Source organism: Sphingomonas sp. VDB2 (assembly GCF_047946695.1).
GTDB lineage: Bacteria > Pseudomonadota > Alphaproteobacteria > Sphingomonadales > Sphingomonadaceae > Sphingobium > Sphingobium bisphenolicum.
Genome location: NZ_CP159615.1, coordinates 2,878,688 through 2,904,824, shown reverse-complemented (window position 1 = coordinate 2,904,824; position 26,137 = coordinate 2,878,688). Strand labels below are relative to the sequence as shown.

At 65.7% G+C, this 26,137-nt stretch carries 24 protein-coding genes; 14 read left to right on the top strand and 10 right to left on the bottom strand.

The features are described 5' to 3' along the window. Window positions 1–95 precede the first annotated feature (95 nt). The 4 genes from ABT375_RS14485 to ABT375_RS14470 all read right to left on the bottom strand — a co-directional run bounded on the left by ABT375_RS14485 (window position 96) and on the right by ABT375_RS14470 (window position 4,109). Window positions 96–692 carry a hypothetical protein gene (locus ABT375_RS14485; RefSeq protein WP_416463060.1) on the bottom strand — a complete coding sequence of 199 codons (597 nt, stop codon included), beginning with the start codon at window positions 690–692 and terminating at the stop codon, window positions 96–98. A 133-nt stretch (window positions 693–825) separates the two neighbouring features. After that, window positions 826–1,236 carry an ATP-dependent Clp protease adapter ClpS gene (gene clpS, locus ABT375_RS14480; protein WP_261935664.1) on the bottom strand — a complete coding sequence of 137 codons (411 nt, stop codon included), beginning with the start codon at window positions 1,234–1,236 and terminating at the stop codon, window positions 826–828. Window positions 1,237–1,356: 120 nt separating this feature from the next. Then, window positions 1,357–2,229: a phasin family protein gene (locus ABT375_RS14475; protein WP_224547858.1), complete on the bottom strand. Its 873-nt coding sequence runs from the start codon at window positions 2,227–2,229 to the stop codon at window positions 1,357–1,359. Between the two features lie 140 nt (window positions 2,230–2,369). Next, window positions 2,370–4,109: a PHA/PHB synthase family protein gene (locus tag ABT375_RS14470; RefSeq protein WP_416463059.1), complete on the bottom strand. Its 1,740-nt coding sequence runs from the start codon at window positions 4,107–4,109 to the stop codon at window positions 2,370–2,372. A gap of 143 nt (window positions 4,110–4,252) precedes the next feature. Between ABT375_RS14470 and ABT375_RS14465 the strand changes: the two genes are divergently transcribed. The 3 genes from ABT375_RS14465 (at window position 4,253) to ABT375_RS14455 (ending at window position 6,670) form a co-directional block, all read left to right on the top strand. Next, window positions 4,253–5,464 (top strand): LL-diaminopimelate aminotransferase, encoded by a 1,212-nt coding sequence (locus tag ABT375_RS14465; protein WP_224547856.1) that lies wholly within the window; start codon window positions 4,253–4,255, stop codon window positions 5,462–5,464. 142 nt (window positions 5,465–5,606) lie between these two features. Continuing rightward, complete coding sequence (locus ABT375_RS14460) at window positions 5,607–6,104, top strand: DUF2721 domain-containing protein (protein ID WP_224547855.1); 498 nt, start codon at window positions 5,607–5,609, stop codon at window positions 6,102–6,104. Beyond that, on the top strand, window positions 6,101–6,670 hold the full coding sequence (locus ABT375_RS14455) for a (2Fe-2S)-binding protein (RefSeq protein ID WP_416463058.1): 570 nt from the start codon (window positions 6,101–6,103) through the stop codon (window positions 6,668–6,670). Before ABT375_RS14460 ends, ABT375_RS14455 begins: the two co-directional genes overlap by 4 nt. On the opposite strand, the gene ABT375_RS14450 is transcribed toward ABT375_RS14455, so the two are convergent. From ABT375_RS14450 to ABT375_RS14440, 3 genes are all read right to left on the bottom strand, one after another. Next, window positions 6,655–7,467, bottom strand: coding sequence for a DODA-type extradiol aromatic ring-opening family dioxygenase (locus ABT375_RS14450; RefSeq protein ID WP_261935667.1), 813 nt, complete (start codon window positions 7,465–7,467; stop codon window positions 6,655–6,657). The two genes, ABT375_RS14455 and ABT375_RS14450, sit on opposite strands and share 16 nt — an antisense overlap. Before the next feature lie 72 nt (window positions 7,468–7,539). Then, a complete protein-coding gene (locus ABT375_RS14445; RefSeq protein WP_224547852.1) occupies window positions 7,540–10,104 on the bottom strand; it encodes an HWE histidine kinase domain-containing protein in 2,565 nt (854 codons plus the stop codon). Then, window positions 10,097–10,639, bottom strand: coding sequence for a biliverdin-producing heme oxygenase (locus tag ABT375_RS14440; protein ID WP_416463057.1), 543 nt, complete (start codon window positions 10,637–10,639; stop codon window positions 10,097–10,099). Before ABT375_RS14440 ends, ABT375_RS14445 begins: the two co-directional genes overlap by 8 nt. A 261-nt stretch (window positions 10,640–10,900) precedes the next feature. On the opposite strand from ABT375_RS14440, the gene ABT375_RS14435 reads away from it, so the two are divergent. The 3 genes from ABT375_RS14435 to ABT375_RS14425 all read left to right on the top strand — a co-directional run bounded on the left by ABT375_RS14435 (window position 10,901) and on the right by ABT375_RS14425 (window position 13,305). Beyond that, the gene (locus ABT375_RS14435; RefSeq protein ID WP_416464912.1) at window positions 10,901–11,839 is read left to right on the top strand and encodes an RcnB family protein; all 939 of its coding nucleotides are present in this window, start codon (window positions 10,901–10,903) and stop codon (window positions 11,837–11,839) included. Between the two features lie 160 nt (window positions 11,840–11,999). Further along, on the top strand, window positions 12,000–12,674 hold the full coding sequence (locus ABT375_RS14430) for a prolyl hydroxylase family protein (protein ID WP_416463056.1): 675 nt from the start codon (window positions 12,000–12,002) through the stop codon (window positions 12,672–12,674). 160 nt (window positions 12,675–12,834) lie between these two features. Continuing rightward, window positions 12,835–13,305 (top strand): RcnB family protein, encoded by a 471-nt coding sequence (locus ABT375_RS14425; protein ID WP_416463055.1) that lies wholly within the window; start codon window positions 12,835–12,837, stop codon window positions 13,303–13,305. A gap of 193 nt (window positions 13,306–13,498) precedes the next feature. Here ABT375_RS14425 and ABT375_RS14420 read toward each other — a convergent pair whose 3' ends face one another. After that, window positions 13,499–15,079, bottom strand: coding sequence for a lysine--tRNA ligase (locus ABT375_RS14420; RefSeq protein WP_416463054.1), 1,581 nt, complete (start codon window positions 15,077–15,079; stop codon window positions 13,499–13,501). A gap of 127 nt (window positions 15,080–15,206) precedes the next feature. Between ABT375_RS14420 and ABT375_RS14415 the strand changes: the two genes are divergently transcribed. From ABT375_RS14415 to ABT375_RS14405, 3 genes are read left to right on the top strand one after another with little or no spacing between them, the layout of a single operon-like run. Then, on the top strand, window positions 15,207–15,581 hold the full coding sequence (locus ABT375_RS14415) for a PilZ domain-containing protein (RefSeq protein ID WP_224547844.1): 375 nt from the start codon (window positions 15,207–15,209) through the stop codon (window positions 15,579–15,581). Between the two features lie 54 nt (window positions 15,582–15,635). Then, window positions 15,636–18,404, top strand: coding sequence for an ATP-dependent DNA helicase (locus ABT375_RS14410; RefSeq protein ID WP_416463053.1), 2,769 nt, complete (start codon window positions 15,636–15,638; stop codon window positions 18,402–18,404). Further along, window positions 18,401–18,943, top strand: a complete 543-nt coding sequence (locus ABT375_RS14405) for a SixA phosphatase family protein (protein ID WP_224547842.1) — start codon at window positions 18,401–18,403, stop codon at window positions 18,941–18,943. Before ABT375_RS14410 ends, ABT375_RS14405 begins: the two co-directional genes overlap by 4 nt. 4 nt (window positions 18,944–18,947) lie before the next feature. Here ABT375_RS14405 and ABT375_RS14400 read toward each other — a convergent pair whose 3' ends face one another. Both ABT375_RS14400 and pip read right to left on the bottom strand, forming a co-directional pair. Continuing rightward, the gene (locus tag ABT375_RS14400) at window positions 18,948–19,349 is read right to left on the bottom strand and encodes a membrane protease subunit (RefSeq protein WP_224547841.1); all 402 of its coding nucleotides are present in this window, start codon (window positions 19,347–19,349) and stop codon (window positions 18,948–18,950) included. An 11-nt stretch (window positions 19,350–19,360) separates the two neighbouring features. After that, complete coding sequence (pip, locus tag ABT375_RS14395; protein ID WP_416463052.1) at window positions 19,361–20,347, bottom strand: prolyl aminopeptidase; 987 nt, start codon at window positions 20,345–20,347, stop codon at window positions 19,361–19,363. Window positions 20,348–20,565: 218 nt separating this feature from the next. Between pip and ABT375_RS14390 the strand changes: the two genes are divergently transcribed. The 5 genes from ABT375_RS14390 to ABT375_RS14370 all read left to right on the top strand — a co-directional run bounded on the left by ABT375_RS14390 (window position 20,566) and on the right by ABT375_RS14370 (window position 25,977). Next, window positions 20,566–21,345 carry a class I SAM-dependent methyltransferase gene (locus ABT375_RS14390; RefSeq protein ID WP_416463051.1) on the top strand — a complete coding sequence of 260 codons (780 nt, stop codon included), beginning with the start codon at window positions 20,566–20,568 and terminating at the stop codon, window positions 21,343–21,345. A 61-nt stretch (window positions 21,346–21,406) separates the two neighbouring features. Then, the gene (locus tag ABT375_RS14385) at window positions 21,407–22,111 is read left to right on the top strand and encodes a 2OG-Fe(II) oxygenase (RefSeq protein WP_416463050.1); all 705 of its coding nucleotides are present in this window, start codon (window positions 21,407–21,409) and stop codon (window positions 22,109–22,111) included. 182 nt (window positions 22,112–22,293) lie between these two features. Beyond that, entirely contained in the window at window positions 22,294–25,074 is a 2,781-nt protein-coding gene (locus ABT375_RS14380) for a TonB-dependent receptor (RefSeq protein ID WP_416464911.1), read from the top strand. Between the two features lie 77 nt (window positions 25,075–25,151). Beyond that, window positions 25,152–25,580, top strand: coding sequence for a response regulator (locus tag ABT375_RS14375; protein ID WP_416463049.1), 429 nt, complete (start codon window positions 25,152–25,154; stop codon window positions 25,578–25,580). A gap of 214 nt (window positions 25,581–25,794) precedes the next feature. After that, window positions 25,795–25,977 (top strand): endonuclease domain-containing protein, encoded by a 183-nt coding sequence (locus ABT375_RS14370; protein ID WP_416463048.1) that lies wholly within the window; start codon window positions 25,795–25,797, stop codon window positions 25,975–25,977. The last annotated feature ends 160 nt before the right edge of the window (window positions 25,978–26,137 follow it).

Sequence of the window (26,137 nt, the reverse complement as noted above, 5' to 3'; positions counted from 1 at the left end):
CAGGCGCGCGAGGGAACCGCGAAAACCATGGCCGGCGACGGCAGGCGATGCCGCGCCGCCGCCGGGCTTTCGCCAGTCCCCAGGCGAAAGACGGGTCAGGCCAGACTGTCGATCACCAGCCCGCTGTTGCTGCTGTCGGTGCTGCTCGCCGCGTTGCCGTATAGCGACTGCGACAGGCTGCTGCGCAAATTTTCAAGGAAGGCGATGATCGAATCCAACTGCTCGGTCGCGCTGGTCGCATCGGTGCTGGTCGTGCTGCTGTCGTCGGTCGATTCCGACGGCGGCGGGCCGGGTGGCGGGCCGCGCATCGGGCCGGGGCCGCCGGCGCCGCCCATCCCCTCGATACCGAAGCCTTCTTCGCCACCGGCATCCGCGGTTTCCGTCGCGCCACCCGGTCCCTGCGCGAAGAAGCTTTGCAGCGCCGTGGCCTGGTCCTCGGTCAGCGTCCCGGCCGATAGCTGATCGTCGATCAGCGAATCGATCCGGTCCTTCATCGCCGACGGATCGAGCCGCGCACTGCCCTCGCTCGCCGAGGTGGACAGTGCAGTGTCGATCGAATCGAGCGCCGTTTCCAGCGCATCGCCATCGACCGACGACAATGATCCCGTCTCGACGGCGGCGCCGATCTTGCGGTCCATCATCGCGCGGGGCGATGGCGGCATGTTCATAGCGTAGCTGTTGATACTGGTCATGATGGAAGTCCCCACTTCGTTTCAGCAGGGCCATGATGCCGACAAGGTCTAAAAAAACCTTGTATTTCAATGTAGTAATTTATTGAAATATAAGCGCTACACGGATCAAGGATCGGTTAACGCCCGGCCCCGGTCAGGCCTTTTCCAGCGTGCATTGGAGCGGATGCTGGTTCTGCCGGGCGAAATCCATAACCTGGTTGACCTTGGTCTCGGCGACCTCATAGCTGAAGATGCCGCACACGCCGACGCCGCGCTGGTGGACATGCAGCATCACCCGCGTCGCTTCCTCCATATCCATGCGGAAGAAGCTCTGCAGCACATGCACGACGAACTCCATCGGCGTATAGTCGTCGTTGAGCATCAGCACCTTGTAGAGCGAGGGCTTCTTGGTGCGGGTGCGCGTCCGGGTGGCGATGCCGACGCTGGGACCGCCCGGTCCCTCGCCCTGATCGTCCGGATGCTGGCCGGCCATCGCAACGGGGCCTGCATGGGATGTGGTAAGGCTGTTCATGATGCCCGAGGATATGGCGATTTGCCGGCCCATGGCAAGGGGCCGGACAATCGATCCGGGTGGGTGGGACGATATTTCAGCTTCAATGCAAAGAGGCGCCGCTTCCCCGACGGAAGCGACGCCCCTGCGCCATGATGATAAAAGTGCGACCGATCAGGCGGCCAGCGACTTCACCTTGTCGGTCACCAGCGTCACGCGGGCGGTCAGCGGCTGGGCGACGTCGCCGGCCAGCTTCATGAACGCTTCGCTGCTCTTGGCGGCTTCCTTGGCGAACTCGTCGAAGCTGCTCGAAAAGAGCTGGCTCTGCAGCTGGAAGAATTCGGTCGGCGTCTTGACGGTCGAGAAGGTCTTGAACGACGCGGTCGCCTTTTCGAAATTCTTGCGGCTGTAATCGACGGCTTCCTGGCCGAGCGTTTCCATGCCCTTGGCGGCGATCTTGCCGGATTCGACCAGCGCTTCGACATTGCCCTTGGCGATGTCGCTGAATTCTTCGATCGCCTTGGTCGACTTCTCGACGCTGGCCTTGGCCTTCTCGTTCAGGTCGGCATAGGCCGTTTCGAACTTGGCCTTGGTGTCTTCGGCGAACTTCTTACCGGTTTCGATGACGTCGTTCATGATCTTGGTTCCTTCTGCGGGCAGCGGCTGGGTCGCGATGGTTTCGGCCTTGGCCAGGCTCTCTGTAATTTCGGGTTCGGGCGCAGCGTCCACCGCAGTCGTGGCGGCGGCGACCGCGACCGGGTCGGCCTTTTCGGTCGGGATCTCGACAGGCTCGGCCTTCGACGAAGGCGTCGGAGCGGGCGTGGGCGTCGGGGTCGGAGTCGGGGCAGGAGTCGGCGCTGGCTCCTTCTGCGGATTGGTATCGATCGGCTTTACTGCCGCCGAAACTGCCTTCCTGGGCGCGGGCTTTTTTTCAGCCGGGCCACCGATCGCCGCTTCCGCCGCCTTCAATGCCTCGCTCGCCGACAAGGTCGTCGAGCCGGGCTTGGCGCGCGGGCTGCTCTTCGGGGTCTTTGGTGTAACAGCCATGACCATCCTCCGTTTGTTGCACTGCACAATAAGGGCTTTGCGGGAGTCTTGCAAGAGTTATTGTGCAGTGCAACAAAATTGAAACGGACGGTTCGACCACTTGCCGGCACGATTGGCCGAAAAGCCCATATCACGGGGCTTTAGCGTGCCTTTACGTAGCGTCCGGGCGCATCCTCGAGAGCCTTGAGACGACCTTTCCCCGGCTGGCGCGCGCTCTTTGCCGGCACCCGGCGCGAATCACCCTGCTCGATCCAGGCGCGCCAGTCGGGCCACCAACTGCCTTTGGTCTCCTTCGCCACCGCGAGGAAATCCTCCAGCGTCGACTGCGGCTCTTCAGCAACCCAATATTGATATTTGTTCGCCGCGGGCGGATTGATGACCCCGGCGATATGGCCCGACCCCGCCAGCAGAAACCGCACCGGCCCGGACAGATTGTCCGTCAGTTTCCAGACGCTTTCCAGCGGGGCGATATGGTCCTCCCGCCCGGCCTGCACATAGGCGGGGGTCCGAATCTGCGTCAGGTCGATCGGCGTCCCGTCCACGCTGATCGCGCCGGGCACGACCAGCAGATTGTCGCGGTACAGCCGGGTCAGATAATCCTTGTGCCATCGCGCCGGCAGGTTGGTGGTGTCGCCGTTCCAGTAGAGCAGGTTGAAGGGCGGATAATCCTGCCCCAGCAGATAGTTGTTGACGACATAGTTCCAGATCAGGTCGCGCCCGCGCAACAGGTTGAAGGTCGCGGCCATATAGCGCCCGTCCATGAAACCGCCAGCCGAAAGCTGGTCCACCAGCTTCATCTGCTCGTCATCGACGAACAGGGTCAGGTCGCCCGCCTGGGCGAAATCCACCTGCGCGGTGAAGAAGGTCGCGCTCGCCACCTTGTCCGCCTGTCCCCGCACCGCGAGCAGCGCCAGCGTCGCGGCGAGCGTCGTGCCGGCCACGCAATAGCCGATGGTGTGGACGCTCTCGACCTTCAGCAGGTCGCGCACCGTGTCGATGGCATCGATCTGGCCTTTCAGGATATAATCGTCCCAGACCAAATCCTTCATCGACGCGTCGGCCGATTTCCACGACACCAGGAACACGCTGATCCCCTGGTCCACCGCCCATTTGACGAAGCTCTTTTCCGGCGACAGGTCGAGAATATAGAATCGGTTGATCCAGGGCGGGAAGATGATGAGCGGGGTTTCCAGCACTTCCGCCGTCGAGGGCGCATAATGGATCAACTGGTAGAGCGGGGTTTCATGGATGACCTTCCCGGGCGTCGCAGCGATGTTGCGCCCCAGTTCGAACTGGGTGCCGTCGGTGTGGCTCAACTGCCCCTTTTCCATGTCGGCCAGCATATGCTTGAGGCCCTTGACCAGATTCTCGCCGCCGCTCTCGATCGTCTTCTGCACGACGATGGGGTTGGTAAGCGGGAAATTGGCGGGCGACAGTGCGTCCAGCATCCCGCTGGTGGCGAAACGCAGCTTGGCCTTGGCCTTGGGATCGACCCCATCGACCGCGTCCGCCAGCCGGGTCATATAGTCCGACACCAGCAGATAGCTTTGCCGGATCAGGTCGTAAAAGGGATGCTGCGTCCAGGCCGGGTCGGCAAAGCGGCGGTCCTTCGCCGCCGCCGGACTGTCAGCGGGGGCCGGGTCCGGCTGGTCGCGCAGCAATCCGCCCGAATCGAGGAAACGCTGCCACAGCGCCAGCCCTTCGTCGGCGAAGCTGGTCTGGATGCGCGCCACCGTTTCCGGGTCGAACGGCAACGCCCGGCCGGTCGCGCCGGCGGCCTGTTCCAGCATCAATTGCTGGGCGCGGCCGATCACCTCGGTCCATTGCTGCATCTGCTGCAATGTGGGCAGGTGGGGTTCCATGACATCGGCTTTTTCCATGGCCACCTTGCTCCTCCTGGCATCGTCGCTTCGCGCGGCTTTCGCTGGCGCGTCGCAATCGGGCGGGTTATAGCCAGATTGTGACATGCCAACGGCGCGTCACCCACTATTCCTTACAGAGAGCTTTCAGGAAAGCCCCTATAATGTCCGAAGAATTTTACCGCATGAAGCGCCTGCCGCCCTATGTCATCGCCGAAGTGAACGGCATGCGGGCCGCCGCGCGCGCCGCGGGAGAGGATATTATCGACCTGGGGATGGGCAATCCCGACCTGCCGCCGCCCGACCATGTCATCGCCAAACTGATCGAGGTGGCGCAGAAGCCGAGCGCCCACGGTTATAGCCAGTCGCGCGGCATCCCCGGTCTGCGCAAGGCGCAGGCCAATTATTATGCCCGCCGCTTCGGCGTGGAGGTGGACCCGGAAACCGAGGTCGTCGTGACCATGGGGTCGAAGGAGGGGCTGGCCAGCCTCGCCACCGCGATCACCGAGCCGGGCGACGTAGTGCTGGCGCCCAATCCCAGCTATCCGATCCATACGTTCGGCTTCATCATCGCCGGCGCGACGATCCGGTCGGTGCCGACCACCCCGGACGAGAATTATTTCCGCTCGCTCGACCGCGCCATGGCCTTCACCGTGCCGCGCCCGTCGATCCTGGTGGTGAACTATCCGTCCAACCCGACGGCAGAGACGGTCGACCTCGCCTTCTACGAGCGGCTGGTCGCCTGGGCGAAGGAGAACAAGGTCTGGGTGCTGAGCGACCTCGCTTATTCCGAACTCTATTATGACGGCAATCCGACGCCCTCCATCCTCCAGGTGCCGGGCGCCAAGGATGTCGCAATCGAATTCACCTCGCTGTCCAAGACCTATTCCATGGCCGGCTGGCGCATGGGCTTTGCGGTAGGCAACCGCAAGCTGATCGCGGCGATGACGCGGGTGAAATCCTATCTCGACTATGGCGCCTTCACGCCGATCCAGGCGGCGGCCTGCGCCGCGCTCAATGGGCCGCAGGACATCGTCGAGAAGAACCGCCTTCTCTATCACAAGCGCCGCGACGTGCTGGTCGAAAGCTTCGGCCGCGCCGGCTGGGACATTCCGCCGGCGCGCGCATCGATGTTCTGCTGGGCGCCGCTGCCGCCCGCGCTCAAGGAGATGGGCAGCCTGGAATTTTCCAAGCAGCTCCTCACCCATGCCAAGGTCGCGGTCGCGCCGGGCGTGGGCTATGGCGAGGATGGCGAGGGCTTCGTCCGCATCGCCATGGTCGAAAATGAGCAGCGGCTGCGGCAGGCGGCGCGCAACATCAAACAATATCTGAAATCCATGGGCGTCAATGCGCCTTCGTCCAAGGGCGTGGCCTGATCCCCTATGGCGCTCCTGCCGTTGCGGGGGCGCCATCACGCCCGAACACAGTCGCATTTTGCGACGCATTTATCCCTGACACCGTCCCTTGCTCCTTGTCCCCCAATGGCGGATAGCTTCACGGGATGAGAGGTGCCGCTTGATGATCCCCCTGCCCCAGGTCAGCCAGGTCGCCCAGACCATCCAGCTGGCGCTTGCACCGGTGTTCCTGCTGGCGGGCATCGGCGCCTTCCTCAACGTCTGCGTCAGCCGCCTTGCGCGCATCATCGACCGGGCGCGCGACGTGGAAAAGCTGGTGCTCACGACGCGCGGCAAGGAACATGATCGTATGGTCGCGGAAATCCGCGTGCTGGACCGGCGCATGAGCGTGGTCAATGCGGCGATCTTTCTGTCGGTCGCGTCGGCCTGCGCCGTCTGCCTGGTCGTCATCCTGCTGTTCGCGGGCAATCTGTTCGACGCCCATCTCGGCACACCCATCGCCGTCCTGTTCAGCCTGGCGATGCTGCTGCAGGCGGGGGCTTTCGCCACCTTCATCCAGGAAATCCGGCTGGCGTCGCGGACCATCCATATCCGCAACGAAGTGCTTTACCACAAGGCGGAAGCGGAAGAGATCGATGCCGCCGAAAAGGGGGTGGCGTGACCCGCTTCACCGTCAACGACCGGCCGGTGCAATATCGCATGGACCCGGACACGCCCCTGCTCTGGGCGCTGCGCGATGCGTCGAACCTGACCGGCACCAAATATGGCTGCGGCACCGGCGACTGCGGCGCCTGCACCGTGGATATCGATGGGGAGGCGGTGCGATCCTGCCAGGTGACGATCGGCAAGACCGAAGGCCGCTTCGTCACCACGATCGAGGCGCTGTCGCCCGATCGCGGCCATCCGCTGCAACAGGCGTTCGCCGCCGATAATGTGTCGCAATGCGGCTATTGCATCCCCGGCATGATCATGGCCGCGTCGGTGCTGCTGCGACGGACCAACGATCCCTCCGACGAAGAGATCGACGGCGCGATCACCAATATCTGCCGGTGTGGCATCTACCCGCGGCTGCGCGGCGCGATCAAGCGGGCCGGCCGGATCATGCGCGGGGAAGATCAGGGCAGCGGGGATCAGGGCGCCGCCGCGCCACCGCCGGGCATCACCCCGGAAGATGCCGCGCGGACCGTGCCGGCGCTGGGCCGGTCGGCTGCTCAGCCGAAGCGGTAACCCGACACCGACCAGCCCATGACCGAGCTGCGATGGTCGCAGGTGGCGGCATCGTCGCCGCCCGCGCCCAGCGCCACCATCAGCGGCAACAGATGCTCCTCGCGCGGATGGGCGAAGCGGGCCTGCGGCAGATGGTCCCAGGCAGCGACACGCGCCGCCCGGCTCTGCGGATCGGGATCGGTCACGGCGGCGGTCAGCGCATAGTCCCAGGCGGTCGACGGTGCGATCGCCTGCGGCCCGCGCACCCGCAGATTGTGGAAACTCATGCCCGACCCGACGATCAGCACGCCTTCGTCGCGCAGCGGAGCCAGCGCACGCCCGGCCGCGATATGGGCGGCCGGATCGAGGTCATGGTGCAGCGACAGTTGGGCGACGGGAATGTCCGCATCGGGCAATGCGACCTTCAGCGGCACGAAGACGCCATGGTCCCAGCCCCGCGTAGCTTCCTCCGCCGTGGCGAAGCCGCTCGACTGCAGCAGCGCGGTGGCGCGGCGCGCCAGTTCGGGCGCACCCGGCGCGTCCCAGCGCAGCGTATAGGTGTGCGGCGGAAAGCCATAATAGTCGAACAGCAAAGGCGGCCGTTCGCCGACATGGACAGTGAAGGATTCCTCCTCCCAATGGCCCGACACCAGCAGGATCGCGCGCGGCCGTTCGGGCAGGGTCGCGATCAGACCGGCGAGATAGGCCTGCATCGGCCGCCACATCGGGTCGCTGTGCGGATGGTCCGGATCGGTCGGGTCCATGAAGAAGCAGGGACCGCCGCCATGGGGGATGAAAAGGGTTGGCTGGGTAGACATGGCGCATAGATCGCCACCTGCCGGCCGGCCTGCAATCGACGATGCGGAAACTGTCCGTTTCGCTGTCGCGGTTCAGGGCGCCGCGTCGATCACCGGCGTCAGCGCCTGCGCCAGCGTCACGCTGGAATAGGGCTTTTTGAGCAGGGTCACATCTGCAAACTGCGCCGGCAATTCCAGCCCATCGCCATAGCCGGTGGCAAAGATGAAGGGAATGCCGCGCGCCGCCAGCAGGTCCGCGATCGGCAGGCTGGTTTCATGCCCCAGGTTGAAGTCCAGCACTGCCAGGTCGACCGGCTGGATCGCGATCGCCTCCCGCGCGCGGCCGATGCTGGCCGCGGTCATCACCTCCGCGCCCAGGTCGCGCAACGCATCCTCGCCATCCATGGCGATGATCATATTATCCTCGACCAGCAGCACGGTGCGCCCCTTCAGCAGGCCGGGTTCGACCACCGCCACCGGTTTCGCGCGATCGGTCCCCGTCACATCGGGCAGCACGGACACGACATGGGCCGACGGAATGCAGAAATGCGCCTCGATGCCCGCCAGCCGATAGTTGATTTCGGCATGGCCGCCCAGATCATAGGGAATGGATCGCTCGATCACGGTCGATCCGAAGCCGCGCCGCGTCGGCGCGATCACCGCCGGGCCGCCGCTTTCGGTCCAGTCGATCAGCAGGCTGCCATCCTCGTCCACCCGCCAGTCGATCGCGACCACGCCGCTGTCCGACAGCGCGCCATATTTGGCGGCATTGGTCAGCATTTCGTGGATCACCAGCGCCAGCACGGTGAAGCAGCCCGGCGTCAGCAGCACATTCGGCCCGGACAGCCGGACCCGGTCGCTGCGTTCGCCCAGATAGGCGCCCGATTCGACCTCGATCAGATCGTAGAGGCGCGCCGGGCTCCAGCGATCGGCCGTGATCTGGTCATGGGCGCGGGCCAGCGCATGCACGCGGCTTTCCAGCGTACCGATAAATTCGTCGACCGATCGCGCGCTATCCCGCGTCTGCGACAACAGTCCGCGGATCAGCGACAGGATGTTGCGCACCCGATGGTTGAGTTCGGCGATCAGCAATTCCTGCTTCTCATGCGCCCGCTGCCGTTCGGCATCGGCGGAATCGGACAGCCGCAGAATCACTTCCAGCAGGGCGGTACGCAGCGCTTCGGCCACGCGCAGCTCGGCGGGCAGGAACGGCAGCGCCACGCCCTTCACCAGTTCCGACCAGGATTCGAAACTTTTGCGCGGGGTCAGGCGCGGCCCGTTGGGGCCATATTCGATGTCCTTTTCCGGCTTGCCCGCCCAACGCACCGACCGCAATTGTTCGGCGCGAAACAGCACGACATAGTCGCGCGGACGGCGCGACAGCGGGATCGCCAGCAGGCCAGACACGCGATCGGCATAGGCGGCGGCCTCCGGCAAGACCGACGACAGATTGTCGGTGGTATAGACCTGACTGGCGGCGACACGGTTCATCATCGACACGATCGCGACAAAGGCGGGTTCGTCGGGAGCAAGGCCCGAAAAGGTCATCTGCCCGTCGATATAAACGCCCACCCCATCGGCGGGGATGGTGTCGAAGATGATATCACCCAGCCAGCGGGCGTTGGTCAGCAGATCATGATCCTGCGCCACGGCCGACATCAGCCGGTCGGCCACCTGCCGCGCCTTGCCTTCATAGGTGGCGGTGTCGCCGCGCTCGCGGCTTTCCAGCATCATCGAGAAAATCTGGCCGAACAGTTCGGCGGCGCTGCGCTGCGCAAAGGTCGGCAGGCGCGGAGCATAATGGTGGCAGGCGAACAGCCCCCACAACTTCCCCTCCACGATGATGGAGATGGAGAGCGAGGCGCCCACCCCCATATTGCCGAGATATTCGATATGGATCGGCGACACGGCACGGGTCAGGCAGAGCGACATGTCGAGCGCCGCGCCGGTCGGGTCGAGCTGCGGCACGATGGGCACCGGCTGCGCCTTCACATCGGCGATCACGCGGAAGATATTGCGCAGGTAGAGCGCCCGCGCCTGTGCAGGAATGTCGGATGCGGGATAATGGAGACCGAAGAAGCTCTCGATGCCCGGCTTCAAGGCTTCGGCGACCACTTCGCCGTCCCCGCCATCGGCGAAGCGATAGACCATCACCCGGTCGAACCCGGTCAGCGCCCGCACCTGGCGCGCGCCGTCACGCAGGAAGGCGGTCATGCTATCGGCCTGGGCGAGCCTGGCGACCATGGAACGGACGGTGCTGCTCGCCTCCATCTCGTCATGCGCCGCCGGCTCCGCCTCGACCACCACCAGCGGGCCGGAGAAATGCACGGCCACGTCGAAGGCCGGGCCGCCCGCCATCAGCGGAATCGAAAAGAGCCGCTCGACGGAATCGGGGCCGCGCAGCAGGGTGATGCGATTGCGCAGCGCATGTATCGCTTCCCCGTCGAGCAGGGTGTGGACCGGCTTGCCGAGCATGTCGTCGGGCGAGAGGCCGATGAACTGCGCGCTGTTGGCCGACACGCGCGACACCAGCCAGTCGGCGGTCAGCGCGATCAGGAAGCCGAAGGGCTGAACCGTCCCCAGCACATGGATCGGCTCCCGATCGCAATTGTCGAGGTCGACCGAAAAGATCGTGTCGGGCACTTCCCGGTCAGCCATGGCAGACCGCCCGATCGGCCGCCTGACCTGCCTGCGCAAACAAGGCGAAGGCGGCCTGCGCGCCCTGCACGGCGTCGTCCAGCCAGCCTTCGCCGCCTTCGCGCGCGGCGCTGTCGAGCGCCTGCTGGAAGGCTATCCATTCGCCCTTGCCATGCGCGGCCGACAGATAGGCCTTGGGCAGGCCCGGCGCGACCTGGCGCGACAGCATCGCGCCGCCCAGCCGCGATCCTTCGAGCGCATAACGCAGCCCCCAATGGAAGCCGTCGCCCGGATGCGCCTCCAATGGCAGCGGATCGGGCAAAGGGAGGTCGAGCGCCGACAGATCCTGCGCCAGCAGCGGCAGCCGCAGCGCGTCGGGCCGGGCCGCGGCTTCGAGACCGCCCAGCGCCTTGGCATGGGCCGTCAGAAAGGCGCGATAATCGATCACCGAATCGAGCGCAAAACCGGCATAGATGGAATTGACCCGCCGATGGCTTTCCATCGTCGCTTCGCGCAAGGCCTGGCGGGTCTGGCCAGCATCGGGAGATATCGTCACTCGTCAGTCCTATAGGCAGTTACACGGCGGCGCACTGATCTGGATCAGCTTCTGGGCGCACTCCGGGGTTTCGTCGCCAATGCGACACGTACCAACGGACACTCGTCGTCTGAATATCGCCTGTCTATCGTCTTTCCCCGATTCTTTCAAATAGCTGTCGGACGGGTTCAGCATCTCGACATCGCGCCTTGCGTAGAGAGGGATCATGAGGGGGCGTAGTGTCCCCGGCCAACGAAAGTCACGACGATGTTGAGGAAGATGATGCTGGCAGGCCTGATGACCGCAACGCTGCTGAGCGGCGTCGCACCGGCCTATGCCCAGAGCAACCCGGAGCAGCGCGGCAATCGCGGTGGCGAGCGGGCTGGCCGCGCCGAAGGCGGCGTCGCCATATCCCGCGGCAACCGCATGGACCAGCCGCGCGGCGAAGCGCAGGCGCAACGCTGGCAGCAGCGCATGGCCGAACGGCCCGCGCCGCAGATGGCGCCGCCGCGACCGGAAGTGCGCCCCGAGCGCCGCCTTGAGCAACGCCCTGAACAGCGCGCCAATCCGCAATGGCGGGGCGATCAGAACCGCCCCGGCACGCCGGCGCAGCGCGAAGCGCGCCAGGACCGGCGCGACGATCGCCAGCAAAATTGGCAGGACCGTCGCAACGACCAACGCGAAAGCCCGCCCGTCTGGCGCAACGGCCGTCGCGACATCACGCAGGATTTGCGGAACGCTCGGCGGGAGGATCGCCAGGACTGGCGCAACGATCGGCGGGAGGACCGTCAGGACTGGCGCAATGACCGCAGGGACGATCGCCGCTGGACCGAGAATCGCGGTCAGGCCGGCGCCAACTGGAATAATGGTCGCCGCTATGACGATCGCACGCGCTGGAGCAATCAGCGACGCTGGGACAATGGCTGGCGTCAGGATCGGCGTTACGACTGGAACAGCTATCGCAACCGCTATGGCGACCGTTATCGCATGGGCCGCTATTATGCCCCGCGCGGCTGGGACTATGGATATCGCCGCTTTTCGGTGGGTATCGTGCTGAACAGCCTGCTCTATTCCAACAACTACTGGCTGGACGATCCCTACAGCTACCGCTTGCCGCCAGCCTATGGCACGCTGCGCTGGATCCGTTACTATGACGATGCCCTGCTGGTCGATATTCGCGACGGCTATGTGGTCGACGTGATCAACAATTTCTTCTGGTGATGCCGCGGCGGCAGCCGCGCCTATGCCAGACGAGTGCCCCTTCCTGGACTGGCCTTCAGGAACCCCTGACCCCGGAGCGGAAACGCGCCGGGGTCTTTTCAGGGCCGGGGTCTTTTCAGGATGGTCGCCTCTGTGGCAGGACGCAGCCATGAGCCAAAATATGAGCGAAGACAGGGATGATGGCGGCACCGTGTCGCCGCTGCGCGCCGGTATCGGAGAGGATGTGCGCAAACGCCTGGACCGCAATCCGATGGTGCATCGCATCGACGCTCCGCAACTCGAAATCTACGGACGCCAGGATTTTCTGAGCGCGGAAGAAACGGCGGGCCTGCGCGCGATGATCGACGCCGACGCCAAGCCGTCCACCCTGTTTTCGGGCAGCGCCAACGCCGATTATCGCACCAGTCATAGCTGCAACCTCAATCCCTGGGACAAGCTCGTGCTGGCGGTGAGCGACCGCATCTGCGCACTGACCGGCCTGCCCGCCCGCCATGGCGAAACGCTGCAGGGACAACGCTACGCCCCGGGCCAGGAATATAAGGTCCATTGCGACTATTTCCCGGTCACCGCCAGCTACTGGCCGCAAATGCGCACCAGTGGCGGGCAGCGGACATGGACCGCCATGATCTATCTGTCGCCGGTCGAGGCTGGCGGCGAAACCCATTTCCCGCAATGCGAATTCATGGTGCCGCCGGTCGAGGGCATGATCCTGATCTGGAATAATATGGACCGCGACGGCGCGCCCAACCGCTTCAGCCTCCATGCGGCGCGGCCCGTCGAACGGGGCACCAAATATGTCGTCACCAAATGGTTTCGCGAACGCCCCTGGGGCTGACCCCTGTCGTCCGCCGGTTACACTTTGCGACATAAATGACTGGAATCTGACAGCTTCATTCTCGCACCGTTCAGCCGCCAAATCCCATAACCCTTGTGTAGGCGAGGGAACCCGATCCTGCCGGACAGGTTCAACCGCCACGGAATATGGGAGAATTTCTATGCGTAAACTCATCATCCTGGGTCTGCTTGCCGCCACCGTCGCACCGAGCGTCGCGTCGGCCCAATCCTACGGCGAGGTGCGCCGCAGCGAACGCAATCTGCGTGAGGAGAAGCGCGACCTGCGCCAGGCGCAGCGCTATGGCGACCGCCGCGACGTGCGCGAAGCGCGCCGGGACGTTCGTGACGCCCGTCAGGAAGCGCGCGAAGACTGGCGCGACTATCGTCGCACCCATCGCGATGTCTATCGCGGCGGCAACTGGCGTGCGCCGTTCCGTTACAGCCAGTGGAATGCGGGGGCGCAACTTCGTCCTGCCTATTATAGCTCGCGCTATTACATCACCGACACCAACCGCTATCGCCTGCCCCGCCCGGGCGTGAACCAGCGCTGGGTGCGGCATTATAACGACGTGCTGCTGGTCAATGTTCGCACCGGCCGGGTGATTACGGCCCATCGCGCCTTCTTCTGGTAAATACCATCACAGAAAAGCGGCCTCGGACGGATCGTCCGGGGCCGCTTTTCTTTGTACCCCCCGCTTGGCCGCGCCGCCCGTTTCCGGGCGCACGCGGCCGATGACGCACGCAAGGCGCATCACCAGTCCGAAAGGGGGGTGGACCGATGCGCAGAACGCCCGACCATCGCGGAATGTTCCGCGCCGGCGCGCGTCAGGCGACGAGCGCCTGCGCAATCAGCGTCCGGCTGTTCTCGATGCCGTACAGCGCGATGAAGCTGCCCATGCGCGGCCCCTGATCGGCGCCCAGCAGCGTCTGGTAGAGCGCCTTGAACCAGTCGCGCAGCTCGGCAAAGCCGAACGCCTCGTCCTTGCCGATGGCATAGACGATATTCTGGATATCCTCGGCCGATGCGCCTTCCGGCAGCGCAGCCAGTTCGGCATCCAACCGGCGCAGCGCAGCCGCCTCATTGGCGTCGGGCGCACGGCGCTTGAGCGTCGGCGCGACGAAATCGCGATGATAGGCCAGCGCATGGCCGATCAGCGCGTCCAGTTCCGGATAGGTTTGCGCGCTCGCCCCCGGAACGTAATTTTGCAGATAGGACCAGACCTGCTCCCGGCTGGCGTCGCCCATCACGCCGACGAGGTTCAGCAGCAGGCCGAAGGTCACCGGCAACTCACCTTGCGGCGGCTTGCCGTCATGGATGTGATGGACCGGATTGCCGAGTTGCTGCTCGATCGCCTGCTTAGGATAATTGCCGCGGAACTGCCAATATTCGTCCACGGCGCGCGGGATGACGCCCATGTGGAGCTGCTTCGCCTTCTTCGGCTCGCGATAGGCGTAGAAGGCCAGACTTTCCTGCGGGCCGTAGGTCAGCCATTGTTCGAGGCTGAGGCCATTGCCCTTGGACTTGGAGATTTTCTCGCCCTTCTCGTCAAGGAACATCTCGTAGTTGAAGCCTTCGGGCGGGCGGCCGCCCAGCGCACGGCAAATCTTGGACGACTGGGTAACCGAATCGATCAGATCCTTGCCCGCCATTTCATAATCGACGCCCAGTGCATACCAGCGCATCGCCCAGTCGACCTTCCATTGCAGCTTGGCCGCGCCCCCCAGGATCGACTGTTCGATCGTCTCGCCTTCATCGACGAAGCGGACGATGCCAGCTTCGGCGTCGATCACCTCGACCGGCACCTGTAGCACGATGCCGCTCTTCGGGCTGATCGGCAGGACCGGCGAATAGGTCGCCTGCCGTTCCTTGCGCAGGGTCGGCAGCATGATGTCCATGATCGCCTGATAACGGCGCAGCACCTGGCGCAGCGCTTCGTCGAAAGCGCCAGCCTGATATTGCTCTGTCGCGGAGACGAATTCATAGTCGAAGCCGAAACTGTCGAGAAAGTCGCGCAGCATCGCATTATTATGATGCGCGAAGCTTTCGAACTTTTCGAACGGATCGGGCACCTGCGTCAGCGGCTTGCCCAGATATTCGCCAAGCATCGCCTGGTTCGGCACATTGTCGGGCACCTTGCGGAACCCGTCCAGATCGTCGCTGAACGCCACCAGCCGGGTGGGAATGTCCGACAGGGCATGGAAGGCGTTGCGGACCATGGTGGTGCGCAGCACTTCGTTGAAGGTGCCGATATGCGGCAGGCCCGACGGGCCATAGCCGGTTTCGAACAGGATATGGCCTTTGTCCGGCGCGCCGCTGGCATAGCGCTTCAGAAGCTTGCGGGCTTCTTCATAGGGCCAGGCCTTGGAGGCGGTCGCGGCGGTGCGGATGATGTCGGACATGGTCATGGAACGCCCCCTAAACCCGGAAAGGGCGAAAGAAAACGGGTATTGGCGGCAAATCCACGTTAAGAATCGTTCTCATATTTAGATTTCATTAACCCTGGACCTCGATAATGGCGCCACAGGAGGCCATATGCAGATTCAGCGCAGCCGCGAGCGCATAGCCGTGGAGATCCCCATCGTCGTTACGACGGTGCTGGACAGCCTGGACGGCGTGATCGTCGACCTGAGCGAAGGCGGCGCCCAAGTGGTGGGCTGCACCCTGCCTGCACGGTCGCAATGCCAGATCGATCTGGACGGCTATATCGTCTTCGGCACGGTCCGCTGGTCCGAAGAGGACCGGATGGGCATCCGCTTCCCCTATGAGTTGAGCGACGGCCCGCTTTACGAGCAGCTTGAAATGGCCCGCGCCGCCAAACGCGCGCCGGCCGCCTTTCAGCCGCGCATCCCGGCCGGCTTCGGCGGCGCCAGCATCGGCGGCGGTGGTTTCGGACGGCGCACGGGCTGACACGCGCCACTTTTCAGGTTTTCCTTTTGTTCCTGTTCGCCTAAGCCCGGACAGGTGATCGATCCCGCCACCCTGCCCGCGCTTCACGCCAGCCATGGCGGCATCTGGTTGCGCGAGGGCGACCGCACCCAGGCGCTGGCCAAAGGACAGGCGATCGCGCGCACCGCCGAAACCCCGGTACTGCTGCTGAACGCGCCCCTCACCGGCCAGCGGCTCGGCTATCCCGAACTCAATGGGCTCGACCTGCTCGAACTCTGGGCCTTTCTCCATCCCGCGCGCTTCCTGGTGCCCACGCCCAAGGGGCTGGCCGCGGCGCTCGGCTTGCCCGCGCCGGCCAGCGAGTCGGACATCCCGGCACTGTTGCAGCAGGGGGCGGCGTTGCTGCTGGGCCGACTGGAGGCAGCCGACTGGACCGAGCGGGAGGGCGGCTGGACGGCGGCGCAGGCGCTGCATCGATTGCGCTGGCCCTGGTCGCCGCTGGTCGCGCCGCGCATCGCCCGGCCCAAGGAAGCGGAGCGCTGGCTCTTTTCCAAACTGCCCGAATGGGAAGAGGCCCAACCCCGCCCCGCCCCGCGCACCGTCAGCCTGAACGAGGAGCAGATATTGGCGCGACTGGACGCGCTGACCGGCGCGGGGGCGGAACCGCGCCCCGGCCAGCGCGCCTATGCCGCCGCCGCCAGCACCGTTTTCTTGCCCCGCAAGCATCGCGACCAGCCCAATATGCTGCTGGCCGAAGCTGGCACCGGCATCGGCAAGACATTGGGCTATCTCGCCCCCGCCTCCCTCTGGGCAATGCAAGCGCAGGGCACGGTCTGGGTGTCCACCTATACCAAGGCGCTGCAACGCCAGCTCGACCGCGAATCGCTCCGTCTCTTTCCCGATCCCGCGGTCGCGGCGAAGCGGGTGGTGGTGCGCAAGGGGCGGGAAAATTATCTCTGCCTGCTCAATCTGGAAGATGCGTTGCAGGGCGGCTTTGCCGGTCGCGCCGCCATCCTCGCCCAGTTGGTCGCGCGCTGGGCCGCTTTCAGCAAGGATGGCGACATGGTCGGCGGCGACCTGCCCGGCTGGCTGCCCACCCTGTTCCGGCGCAACGGCTCCACGGCCCTCACCGACCGGCGCGGCGAGTGCATCTATGCCGGCTGCCCGCACTACCGCAAATGCTTCATCGAGCGGTCGGCGCGCGCCTCGGCCGACGCCGATATCGTCATCGCCAATCATGCGCTGGTGATGATCAACGCCGCGCGGGGCCGCGAAACCGGGCAACGCCCGCAGCGCATCGTCTTCGACGAGGGGCATCACCTGTTCGATGCGGCCGATTCGACCTTCTCCGTCGCCCTGTCGGGGCAGGAGGCCATAGAGCTGCGCCGCTGGATCATGGGACCGGAGGGCGGATCGCGCGGACGGCGGCGCGGGCTGGCGGCGCGTCTGTCCGACCTCGCCAGCTATGACGAGGAAGGCGGACAGGCGATCCGCGCAGCAGTGGACGCAGCGCAGGCGCTGCCCGCCGACGACTGGCTGAAGCGGGTGGTGGCGGCCGAGCCGTTCGGACCATTGGAAACGCTGCTCGCCGCGGTGCGCGGCACCGTCTATACCCGCGCGGAAGCGGCGGGCGAGGCGGATGCCGGCTATGGGCTGGAGACGGAACTGGCGGAACCCGACGGCGCGCTGGTCGATGCGGCGCAGGAGGCCGCACTGGCGCTCGACGCGCTGATCAGGCCGCTGGTGCGTCTGTCCCGCCGGCTGGAGGCGGTGATCGAGGATGCGCCCGACTGGCTGGACGGCGCGGCGCGGGCGCGGGTCGAGGGCGCCATCGCCTCGCTCGGCTGGCGGCGCGACCTGATCGCGGCCTGGCTGGCACTGCTGGCGCGCATTGGTGGACCGGCCGACCCCGACTATGTCGACTGGATGACGGTGGACCGGGTCGAAGGGCGCGAGTTCGATATCGGCATCCATCGCCACTGGCTCGATCCCACCCGCCCGCTCGCCGAAACCGTGCTGAAGCCCGCACAGGGCGTGCTGTTGACCTCCGCCACGCTCAAGGGCGGCGGTGACTGGTCCAATGCGGAGGCGCGCAGCGGCGCAACGCATCTGCCCTATGGCGCGGAACGGTTCGAGGCGGCCAGCCCGTTCGACTATCCCGGCCGCGCCGAAGTACTGATCGTCACCGACATCAAGCGCGGCGATATAGCGGCGCTGTCCGGCGCCTACGGCCGGCTGATCGAGGCGGCGGGCGGCGGGACGCTGGGGCTGTTCACCGCGATTCGGCGGCTGCGCGCGGTCCATGCCCGCATCGCAGACCGGCTGGCGCGCACCGGCCTGCCACTCTACGCCCAGCATGTCGACCCGATGGATACCGGCACGCTGGTCGATATCTTCCGCGACGATCCGCGTGCCTCGCTGCTGGGCACAGATGCTTTACGGGACGGCGTTGACGTGCCGGGGCATTCGCTGCGGCTGGTGGTGATGGAGGGCGTGCCCTGGTCCAAGCCCACCGTGCTGCACGCCGCGCGCAGACTGGCGGGCGGCGGCAGCGCCTATGACGACCGGCTGATCCGCGCGCGGCTGGCGCAGGCCTTTGGCCGCCTGATCCGACGGGCCGAGGACAAGGGCCATTTCGTCATCCTGTCCGCCGCCATGCCCAGCCGCTTGCTGAGCGCCTTCCCCCCCGGAACGCCGATCCGCCGCCTGACGCTGGACGAGGCGATCATCGCCGTCAGCGGGGCGTCGCATCGCGAAACGCTTGGCGAAACCGGCCTGTTCGGGCATCAGGGGGGCGAATCCGGCCTGCCCCGATCAGGGACTCCCGAACAGGAGAGACAATGAAGCGCCTGACCCTGTTGCGCCACGCCAAATCGGACTGGGACGATCCGGTGGCGCGCGATTTCGACCGCCCCTTGAATCGCCGCGGCGAAAAGGCCGCGATGTTGATGGGCCAGTTCGCCGCCCAGCGGAAGATGCAGTTCGACCTGCTGGTCGCCTCCCCCGCGGTGCGGGTGATGCAGACGCTGGAAACCTTCTTCGCGGGCTATGGCCAGACGCTCGATGCGCGCTGGGACCGGCGCATCTACCTGGCATCCGCGCCCACCCTGTTCGACGTCGTGCGCGACCTGCCCGACAGCGCCGACAGCGCGCTGTTGGCCGGGCATAATCCGGGGCTGGAGGAGCTGATCCTCGACCTCGTCCCCGACGACGGCGTCAATCCGCTGCGCGAGGATGTGGAGGTCAAGTTCCCGACCGCCAGCATCGCCGTGCTCGACCTCGCCATCGACCGCTGGGGGCAAGCAGGCGAGAATAGCGCGACGCTGAGCAGCTTCACCCGCCCCCGCGACCTCGATCCCGCCTTGGGGCCGGGCACGCGTTGAGGCCTTATGGCGCCGGGCTGGTCCGGGGCGCCAGACGGTTGCTTTCCAGCAGCGGCAGACCGCCTTCGGTTGGCACGTAGATAATATTGGCATCCTTGGCGTCGATCGCCTGAATTTGCAGATAGCGGAGATAGCCGTCGGGTCCGCCCAGGCTGTCCTGCAATATTCGGTTGGCACGCGCTGCCCCCTCCGCTCGCACGACCTCGGCATCCGCCAGCATCTTGGCGCTTTCCAGCCGGGCGCGCGCTTCCAGCACCGCTATCTGGCGCGACGATTGCGCTTCGGCGAGCGCCGCCCGCCCGGCCTGTTCCTGACTATAGACATTATAAGCGGGGCAGCCGGCCAGCAGACCGAACCCGGTCACGAAGATCAGTATGATGATGCCGACAATGGCCGTTCCGCTCATGGGCTGCCCCCTCATCCCTCTATTATGTCCGCAAAACCGTCGGTCGCGCGGATCAGCGCGTCCAATATGCCCGGTTCATTATAGGCGTGCCCCGCCCCCTCGATCATTTCGAAGCGCGCCTGCGGCCAGGCGCGATGCAGCGCCCAGGCGGTTTCCGCGGGGCAGGCCATGTCGTAGCGGCCCTGCACGATGACGCCGGGAATGTCCGCCAGCTTGCCCGCGTCGCGGATCAGCTGCCCGTCCTCCAGCCAGCCGCCATGAACAAAATAATGATTTTCGATGCGGGCGAAGGCGAGCGCGAAATCGTCGGCGTCGTGGGTCGCCGACAGCGCCGGGTCGGGCAGCAGGCGGATCGTTTCGCCTTCCCACACGCTCCAGGCACGCGCCGCCGCGATCTGGGCGGCGCGATCATCGCCGGTCAGACGGCGGCGATAGGCGGCCACCAGATCGCCGCGCTCCGCCTGCGGGATCGGGCTGACGAACCGTTCCCATTTGTCGGGATAGATGCGGCTCGCGCCCGCCTGATAATACCAGTCGATCTCGGATTTGCGGATCGTAAAGATGCCGCGCAACACCAGTTCGGTGACGCGATTCACATGCGCCTGCGCATAGGCCAGCGCCAGCGTCGATCCCCAGCTTCCGCCGAACACCAGCCATCGCTCCACGCCCATCATCGCGCGCAGCCGCTCGATATCGGCGACCAGATCCCAGGTCGTGTTGGCGGTCAGATCGGCATGGGGCGTCGATCGGCCGCAGCCGCGCTGGTCGAACAGCAGCACATCGTAGCGCGCCGGGTCGAACAGGCGGCGATGATCGGGCGATATGCCGCCGCCCGGCCCGCCATGGAGGAACACGGCCGGCTTCGCGCCGGGCGTGCCGGCCCGTTCCCAATAGATATGATGGCCGTCGCCGACATCGAGATGGCCGGAAGCGAAGGGGGCGATCGGCGAATAGAGGGTCCGGGCGATATTGCCGTCCCTGGAGTCATGATCGGCCATGCTTTGCCTGCCTTTCCCGAACTTCATACATGTGCGCACTATGGAATCTATGTAAAGTTACCTGTTTACAGCCGCTTATAGCAGCCGAAACTTCTGTAGGACAGCGATTGCGCGCCGTTTCGACCAGCGACGTGCAGCATCGACAGCCGTCATGCCGCAGGGTTGAGCGGCGGACAAGCACGGCGCATGATGGCGCGCCATCAGGAGGGAAAATCATCATGCGCGCCAGCCCCGTCATCCTCTGCCCCGCAATCCTCTGCCTTGCCAGTCTCGCCGCGCCGCTCGCCGCCCGGACGCCGAACCCGCCCGCGCCCGACTATGCCGCCGCGATCTCGGACGCCAAACGCCCGGCCGAGGCGAGAGCGCTGGACGAGAGCCGCAAGCCCGCCGAAACGCTCGCTTTCCTGGGGCTGAAGCGCGGCATGAAGGCGGCCGACATCATGACAGGATCGGGCTATTGGGCGGAGATCATGGCCGATGCGGTCGGTCCGACCGGCAAGGTCACCGCGTTCGAGCCGAACCAGTTCTACACCCAGCCCGAAGAACAGAAAAAATGGCAGGCGCTGGTCGCGCGGCGGCCGGATGTGCGATGGGTCCGCTACCCGTTCGAGGCGTTCAGCGCGCCGGCGGACAGTTTCGACTTCACCATCATCAACCTCAGCTACCACGATCTATACTGGCAGTCGGAGAAATATGGCATCCCGCGGACCGATCCGGCCGCCTTTGTGAAGAGGCTCTATGCCGCGACGAAGCCGGGCGGGATCGTGGGCATCGTCGATCATGTCGGCGCGGCGGGCGACACGCGGGCGATCGTGGACAAAGTGCATCGGATCGACCCGGCGGTGGTGAAGGCCGATTTCATCGCCGCCGGATTCACGCTGGAGGCGGACAGCCCATTGCTCGCCAACGCGGCGGACGATCATGCCAAGCTGGTGTTCGACCCGGCGGTGCGCGGCAAGACCGACCGGTTTCTGTTCCGCTTTCGAAAGGCGGGATAAGGCGAAGGCACCTCGCTGCGCCCGGGGCGAACGGGAAAGGCATTTGACCGCAAGCGGTGGGATGACGCCGCGTCGCGACAAGTCCACCCTGGCGCCCATGGACCTCACCGATCTCGACCGCCATGGCGCGGCGCGCCTGCCCGCTTTGCTGTCCCTCGATCAGTGCGCCGCGATCGTCGCCCTGTGGGACGATCCGCGCGCCTTTCGCAAGGAGGTGGTGATGGCGCGCCATGGCTATGGCAGCGGGCGCTATCGCTATTGCGCCTATCCGCTGCCCGATCCGGTCGCGGCGCTGCGGGACAGCCTCTATCCCGTACTGGCGGCGCAGGCCAATCGCTGGGCGGCGATGCTGGGGACCGGCGACATCTATCCGGCGCGCCACGCCGATTTCCTGGCCCGCTGCGCGCTGGCCGGGCAGGACAAGCCGACCCCGCTGCTGCTGCGCTACGAGGCAGGCGACTGGAATGCGCTGCACCAGGATGTCTATGGCCCGCATATCTTTCCATTGCAGGTCGCGATCCTTCTGTCGCAGCCGGAGCGCGACTTTACCGGCGGCGCCTTCGTCCTGACCGAGCAGCGGCCGCGGATGCAGTCGCGCGCCGAAGTGGTGCCGCTGGGCCAGGGCGACGCGGTGATCTTCCCGGTGCGCGACCGGCCGGTGACGGGCGCGCGCGGCGTACATCGGGTGCAGATGCGGCACGGCGTCAGCCGCTTGCTGTCGGGCGTGCGCTATATGCTGGGCATCATCTTCCACGACGCGGCCTGACATTGCAGGGTCAAGACCCCGGCCTCAGCCCACGTTCAGCCGACACGATTACATCTTGCGACAAATATCGCTGGTCGTTGCCAGAATCTTGCGACAAGCGGCTGCTAGGCCAGTGATCAGCTTCGGGTTTGTCTGTGGGGGTTTTCGTGCGTTTTTCTGCATCCATCGTCTGTGTCGCACTCATGGCCGGCGTCGCGCCCGGCGCGCTGATGGCGCAGGAGGAGCAGAAGGGCACGCCGCCGGTGCAGATGGACGAGGGCGACGAGATCGTCGTTACCGGCCAGCCGCAGCGCGGATCGGTGATCGGCGACGTCCAGCCCGAACAGCAATTGTCCGCCGCCGACGTGCGCGCGCTGGGCGTCACCTCCATTTCCGAACTGATCAGCGAATTGTCGCCGCAGACCAACGGATCGCCGGTCATCCTGCTCAATGGCAAGCGCATCTCCAGCTTTTCCGAGATCCAGGACATCCCGTCCGAAGCGGTGGCGCGGGTCGACATCCTGCCCGAACAGGTCGCCCTCTCCTATGGCTATGCGCCGACGCAGAAGGTGGTGAACATCGTCCTGCGCCAGCGCTTCCGCGCCGAAACGGCCGAAGGACGCGCGGGCACGACGACCCAGGGCGGGCGGGAAAATGGCAAGGTGGAGGCCGGGCTGCTGCGCATCCAGGGCGACAATCGCTTCACCCTGAACCTGCAATATAGCCGCGCCGCCGCGTTGCTGGAAAGCGAGCGGGGAATCACCGCCACCGCGCCGCGCCGCCCCTATGCGCTGACGGGCAATATCGTGGGCGCCGGCACGGATGGTGAGATCGACCCGGCGCTGTCGGCGCTGGCGGGGCAGACCGTGACGATAGCCAGCGTGCCGGGCAGCGCCGCCGCCACGCCGCCCACGCTCAATGATTTCGTCGCGGGCGCCAATGCCGCCAGCGTCAGCGACCTGACCCGCTATCGCACGCTCAGCCCGGAGACGGAGAGTTTTTCCGCCAACGCCACCCTCGCCCGCGCGCTGGGCGGGGTGTCGGCGACGCTGAACGGACGGCTGGAACTGTCGGACAGCGATTCGCTCCAGGGCCTGTCGCAGGGCGCGTTCGATCTGGCGGCGGGCAGCCCCTTCTCGCCCTTCGCCAATGACGTCACCCTCTATCGCTATCTGGCGCAGGGCGGCGCGTTGCAGCAGCAGACCAAAGGCACGACCGGCCATATCGGGCTGACCCTGAGCGGGCGGCTGGGCGGGAGCTGGCAATGGTCCTTCACCGGCAATGGCGACCTGTCGATCACCCGCACCCGCACCGATCGCGGCATAGACACCGGCGCGATCCAGACGGCGCTCGATGCCGGCGACGCCAGCGTCAATCCCTATGGCAGCTTCGCGCCCGCGCTGACCGCCACCCGCCTGACCGACCGCGCCCGCGCGGAAAGCCGGGCGGTGCAGGGCGACCTGCTGGTCAGCGGGTCGCTGTTCGACCTGCCGGCGGGCGACGTGATGACCTCGATCCGGCTCGGCGCATCGGCCAATGGCTTCGAAAGCCGGTCGGTCCGGTCGGGCGTGGCAAGCGGCAATGACTATAGCCGGGAGATCGGCAGCGGGCAGATCAGCGTCGACCTGCCGCTGACCAGCCGGTCGAAGGGCGTGCTGGGCGCGGTGGGCGACATCGGCGTCAATTTCAACGCCGCGGCGCAACGCTATTCGGACTTCGGCACGCTCTCGACGCTGGGCTATGGCCTGCGCTGGGAGCCGGTCAAGGCGGTGCAATTGTTGCTGTCCGCCAATCAGGATCGCGCCGCGCCCACCGGCACGCAGATCACCGATCCGCAGATCGTGACGCCCAACGTGTCGGTGTTCGACTATGCGACCGGGCAGACGGTGTTCGTGTCCCAACTGTCGGGCGGCAACGCCAGCCTGCGCGAAAGCGTGCGCGACCAGTTCCGCCTGAGCGCCCGGATCAAGCCGTTCGAAAAGCCCAATCTGACGCTGACCGCCACTTATCTCAACAGCCGCACCAGCAACCCGATCGCCGCTTTCCCCACGCCCACCCCGGCGCTGGAGGCGGCCTATCCGCAGCGCTTCGTGCGCGACGCCGACGGCAATCTGCTCCAGATCGACGCGCGGCCGATCAACTTCCTGTCGTCGCAGAGCGAGCAGTTGCGCTGGGGCTTCGACCTGTCGATCCCGATCAAGTCGCATGTCCAGAAGCTGGTGGAAGCCTGGCGCGCATCTGGCGGCAAGCCGGAAGACCGGCCGCCCGAATTGCAGGCGTTGTTCGGCAATCGCGGCCCCCGCGGCGAAGGCGGTCCGCCGCCCGGTGGCGGTGACGGCGGCGATCGGCGGCGCGGCGATGGCGGCGCAGGGCCGGGCGGTGGCGGACCGGGCAGCGGCGGTGGGCCACGTGGCGGCGGCTTTGGCGGCGGTGGGCGCGGGGGCGGCCAGGGCGGCGGGCGGATGACGTTCAGCCTCTATCACACCTGGCACCTGACCGAGAGCATCGCCATCGCGCCGGGCGTGCCGCAACTGAATCTGCTGGACGGCGACGCCACCGGATCGTCGGGCGGCCAGCCGCGGCATGAGATAGAGGCGCGGGTCGGCTATATGAACAATGGCATCGGCGCGCGGCTGGGCATCGACTGGGAAAGCGGCACCCATGTCGATGGCGCGCTGACGGGTACGGCGGGCGGCAGTTCGCGCCTGAACTTCGGCAGCCTCGCCGCCGCGAACCTGCGCCTGTTCGCCAATCTGGGGCAGGTGCAGGGGTTGGAGCGCAAGATCCCCTTCCTGCGCGGGGCGCGGATATCGTTCAACATCGACAATATCTTCAACCAGCGCCGCGAAGTCACCGATGCGACCGGGGCGACGCCGCTGCGCTATCAGCCGGGCTATCTCGACCCGCTGGGCCGGACCGTGTCGATCAGCTTCCGCAAATTGTTCTTCCCCAATTTCGCGGCGGGCAACTGGCCACGTAGTTAAATCCGTATTAGGGACATTAAAGGCTTTCGTTCCCCGGCCGTTATGAGGGCGTGTAACGGTTTGGGGAGACGCCTGTGATGAAGCCCGTCAGGATAGTGGTGGTCGACGATTCGCTCACCATCCGCGCAATGATCGAAACGCTGCTGGAGCGCGACCGGCGGATCGAGGTGGTCGGCATCGCCCGCAATGGCGAGGAGGCGATCGACATGATCCGGCTGGAAAAGCCCGACGTCGTGACGCTGGACATCGCCATGCCGGGCAAGGATGGCCTTATGATATTGGACGAGATCATGGACATGGAGCCATGCCCCGTCATCATGCTGTCCAGCCTGATGCGCGACGGCGCGCCGATCGTCGCCGAAGCGATGGACCGGGGCGCGGCGGCCTGTTTCAACAAGGCGATGATCGTGCGCGAGGCGACCCGCTTCATCGGCCTGATCCGCGATCTGGGCCGTGGGCTGGTCGTGGCGGATACCGCAATGGAGCCGGTGGCGATCGCCGCCTGATCGCGGGATTTTAGGGGGGATGCAAAAGGGAGGCGGGCGACTGCCTCCTTTTTTGCGTTTGGACCTATCCATTTTCGTTCAAGCCACCTCCCCTCCCTGAAAGGGAGGGGCCGGGGGTGGGTAGGCGCGCGAAGCGAGCCTCGCTATCCTGGCGTCATGCGTCGCATTCCAAAACATATGACCGCCAACGCGCGCGCAAACCGACGCCGAACGCATGGTGTGGAAGGCGCTTTCGCGCTACCGACCGCGATTTACGAGGCAACTGGTTGTCGGCCCTTACATATTGGATATGGCATGTCGAACCGCCAAGCTGGCGCTGGAGTTCGACGGTTCGCAGCATCACGACGCCCTCGCCTATGACCAGCGGCGAACAGCCTTTCTCGAAAGTCAGGGATGAGCCCTATTGCGTTTCTGGAATGGCGACGTGTTCGAGAATTTGGACGGTGTGCTGACCGTGATATTGGACAAGACCGCCGAGTGCCTCGGCGGAACCCACCCCCAGCCCCTCCCTTTCAGGGAGGGGAGAAGAAGGGAAATCTGACGCTACGCCACCACCG

What these genes read in the sequence shown, in the direction of transcription:
- ABT375_RS14485 (WP_416463060.1), bottom strand. Translation starts at nt 692, where the DNA reads ATGACCAGTATCAACAGCTACGCTATGAACATGCCGCCATCGCCCCGC.
- clpS (WP_261935664.1), bottom strand. Translation starts at nt 1,236, where the DNA reads ATGGGCCGGCAAATCGCCATATCCTCGGGCATCATGAACAGCCTTACC.
- ABT375_RS14475 (WP_224547858.1), bottom strand. Translation starts at nt 2,229, where the DNA reads ATGGCTGTTACACCAAAGACCCCGAAGAGCAGCCCGCGCGCCAAGCCC.
- ABT375_RS14470 (WP_416463059.1), bottom strand. Translation starts at nt 4,109, where the DNA reads ATGGAAAAAGCCGATGTCATGGAACCCCACCTGCCCACATTGCAGCAG.
- ABT375_RS14465 (WP_224547856.1), top strand. Translation starts at nt 4,253, where the DNA reads ATGTCCGAAGAATTTTACCGCATGAAGCGCCTGCCGCCCTATGTCATC.
- ABT375_RS14460 (WP_224547855.1), top strand. Translation starts at nt 5,607, where the DNA reads ATGATCCCCCTGCCCCAGGTCAGCCAGGTCGCCCAGACCATCCAGCTG.
- ABT375_RS14450 (WP_261935667.1), bottom strand. Translation starts at nt 7,467, where the DNA reads ATGTCTACCCAGCCAACCCTTTTCATCCCCCATGGCGGCGGTCCCTGC.
- ABT375_RS14445 (WP_224547852.1), bottom strand. Translation starts at nt 10,104, where the DNA reads ATGGCTGACCGGGAAGTGCCCGACACGATCTTTTCGGTCGACCTCGAC.
- ABT375_RS14435 (WP_416464912.1), top strand. Translation starts at nt 10,901, where the DNA reads ATGCTGGCAGGCCTGATGACCGCAACGCTGCTGAGCGGCGTCGCACCG.
- ABT375_RS14430 (WP_416463056.1), top strand. Translation starts at nt 12,000, where the DNA reads ATGAGCGAAGACAGGGATGATGGCGGCACCGTGTCGCCGCTGCGCGCC.
- ABT375_RS14425 (WP_416463055.1), top strand. Translation starts at nt 12,835, where the DNA reads ATGCGTAAACTCATCATCCTGGGTCTGCTTGCCGCCACCGTCGCACCG.
- ABT375_RS14420 (WP_416463054.1), bottom strand. Translation starts at nt 15,079, where the DNA reads ATGACCATGTCCGACATCATCCGCACCGCCGCGACCGCCTCCAAGGCC.
- ABT375_RS14415 (WP_224547844.1), top strand. Translation starts at nt 15,207, where the DNA reads ATGCAGATTCAGCGCAGCCGCGAGCGCATAGCCGTGGAGATCCCCATC.
- ABT375_RS14405 (WP_224547842.1), top strand. Translation starts at nt 18,401, where the DNA reads ATGAAGCGCCTGACCCTGTTGCGCCACGCCAAATCGGACTGGGACGAT.
- ABT375_RS14400 (WP_224547841.1), bottom strand. Translation starts at nt 19,349, where the DNA reads ATGAGCGGAACGGCCATTGTCGGCATCATCATACTGATCTTCGTGACC.
- pip (WP_416463052.1), bottom strand. Translation starts at nt 20,347, where the DNA reads ATGGCCGATCATGACTCCAGGGACGGCAATATCGCCCGGACCCTCTAT.
- ABT375_RS14390 (WP_416463051.1), top strand. Translation starts at nt 20,566, where the DNA reads ATGCGCGCCAGCCCCGTCATCCTCTGCCCCGCAATCCTCTGCCTTGCC.
- ABT375_RS14385 (WP_416463050.1), top strand. Translation starts at nt 21,407, where the DNA reads ATGACGCCGCGTCGCGACAAGTCCACCCTGGCGCCCATGGACCTCACC.
- ABT375_RS14380 (WP_416464911.1), top strand. Translation starts at nt 22,294, where the DNA reads ATGGCCGGCGTCGCGCCCGGCGCGCTGATGGCGCAGGAGGAGCAGAAG.
- ABT375_RS14375 (WP_416463049.1), top strand. Translation starts at nt 25,152, where the DNA reads ATGAAGCCCGTCAGGATAGTGGTGGTCGACGATTCGCTCACCATCCGC.
- ABT375_RS14370 (WP_416463048.1), top strand. Translation starts at nt 25,795, where the DNA reads ATGGTGTGGAAGGCGCTTTCGCGCTACCGACCGCGATTTACGAGGCAA.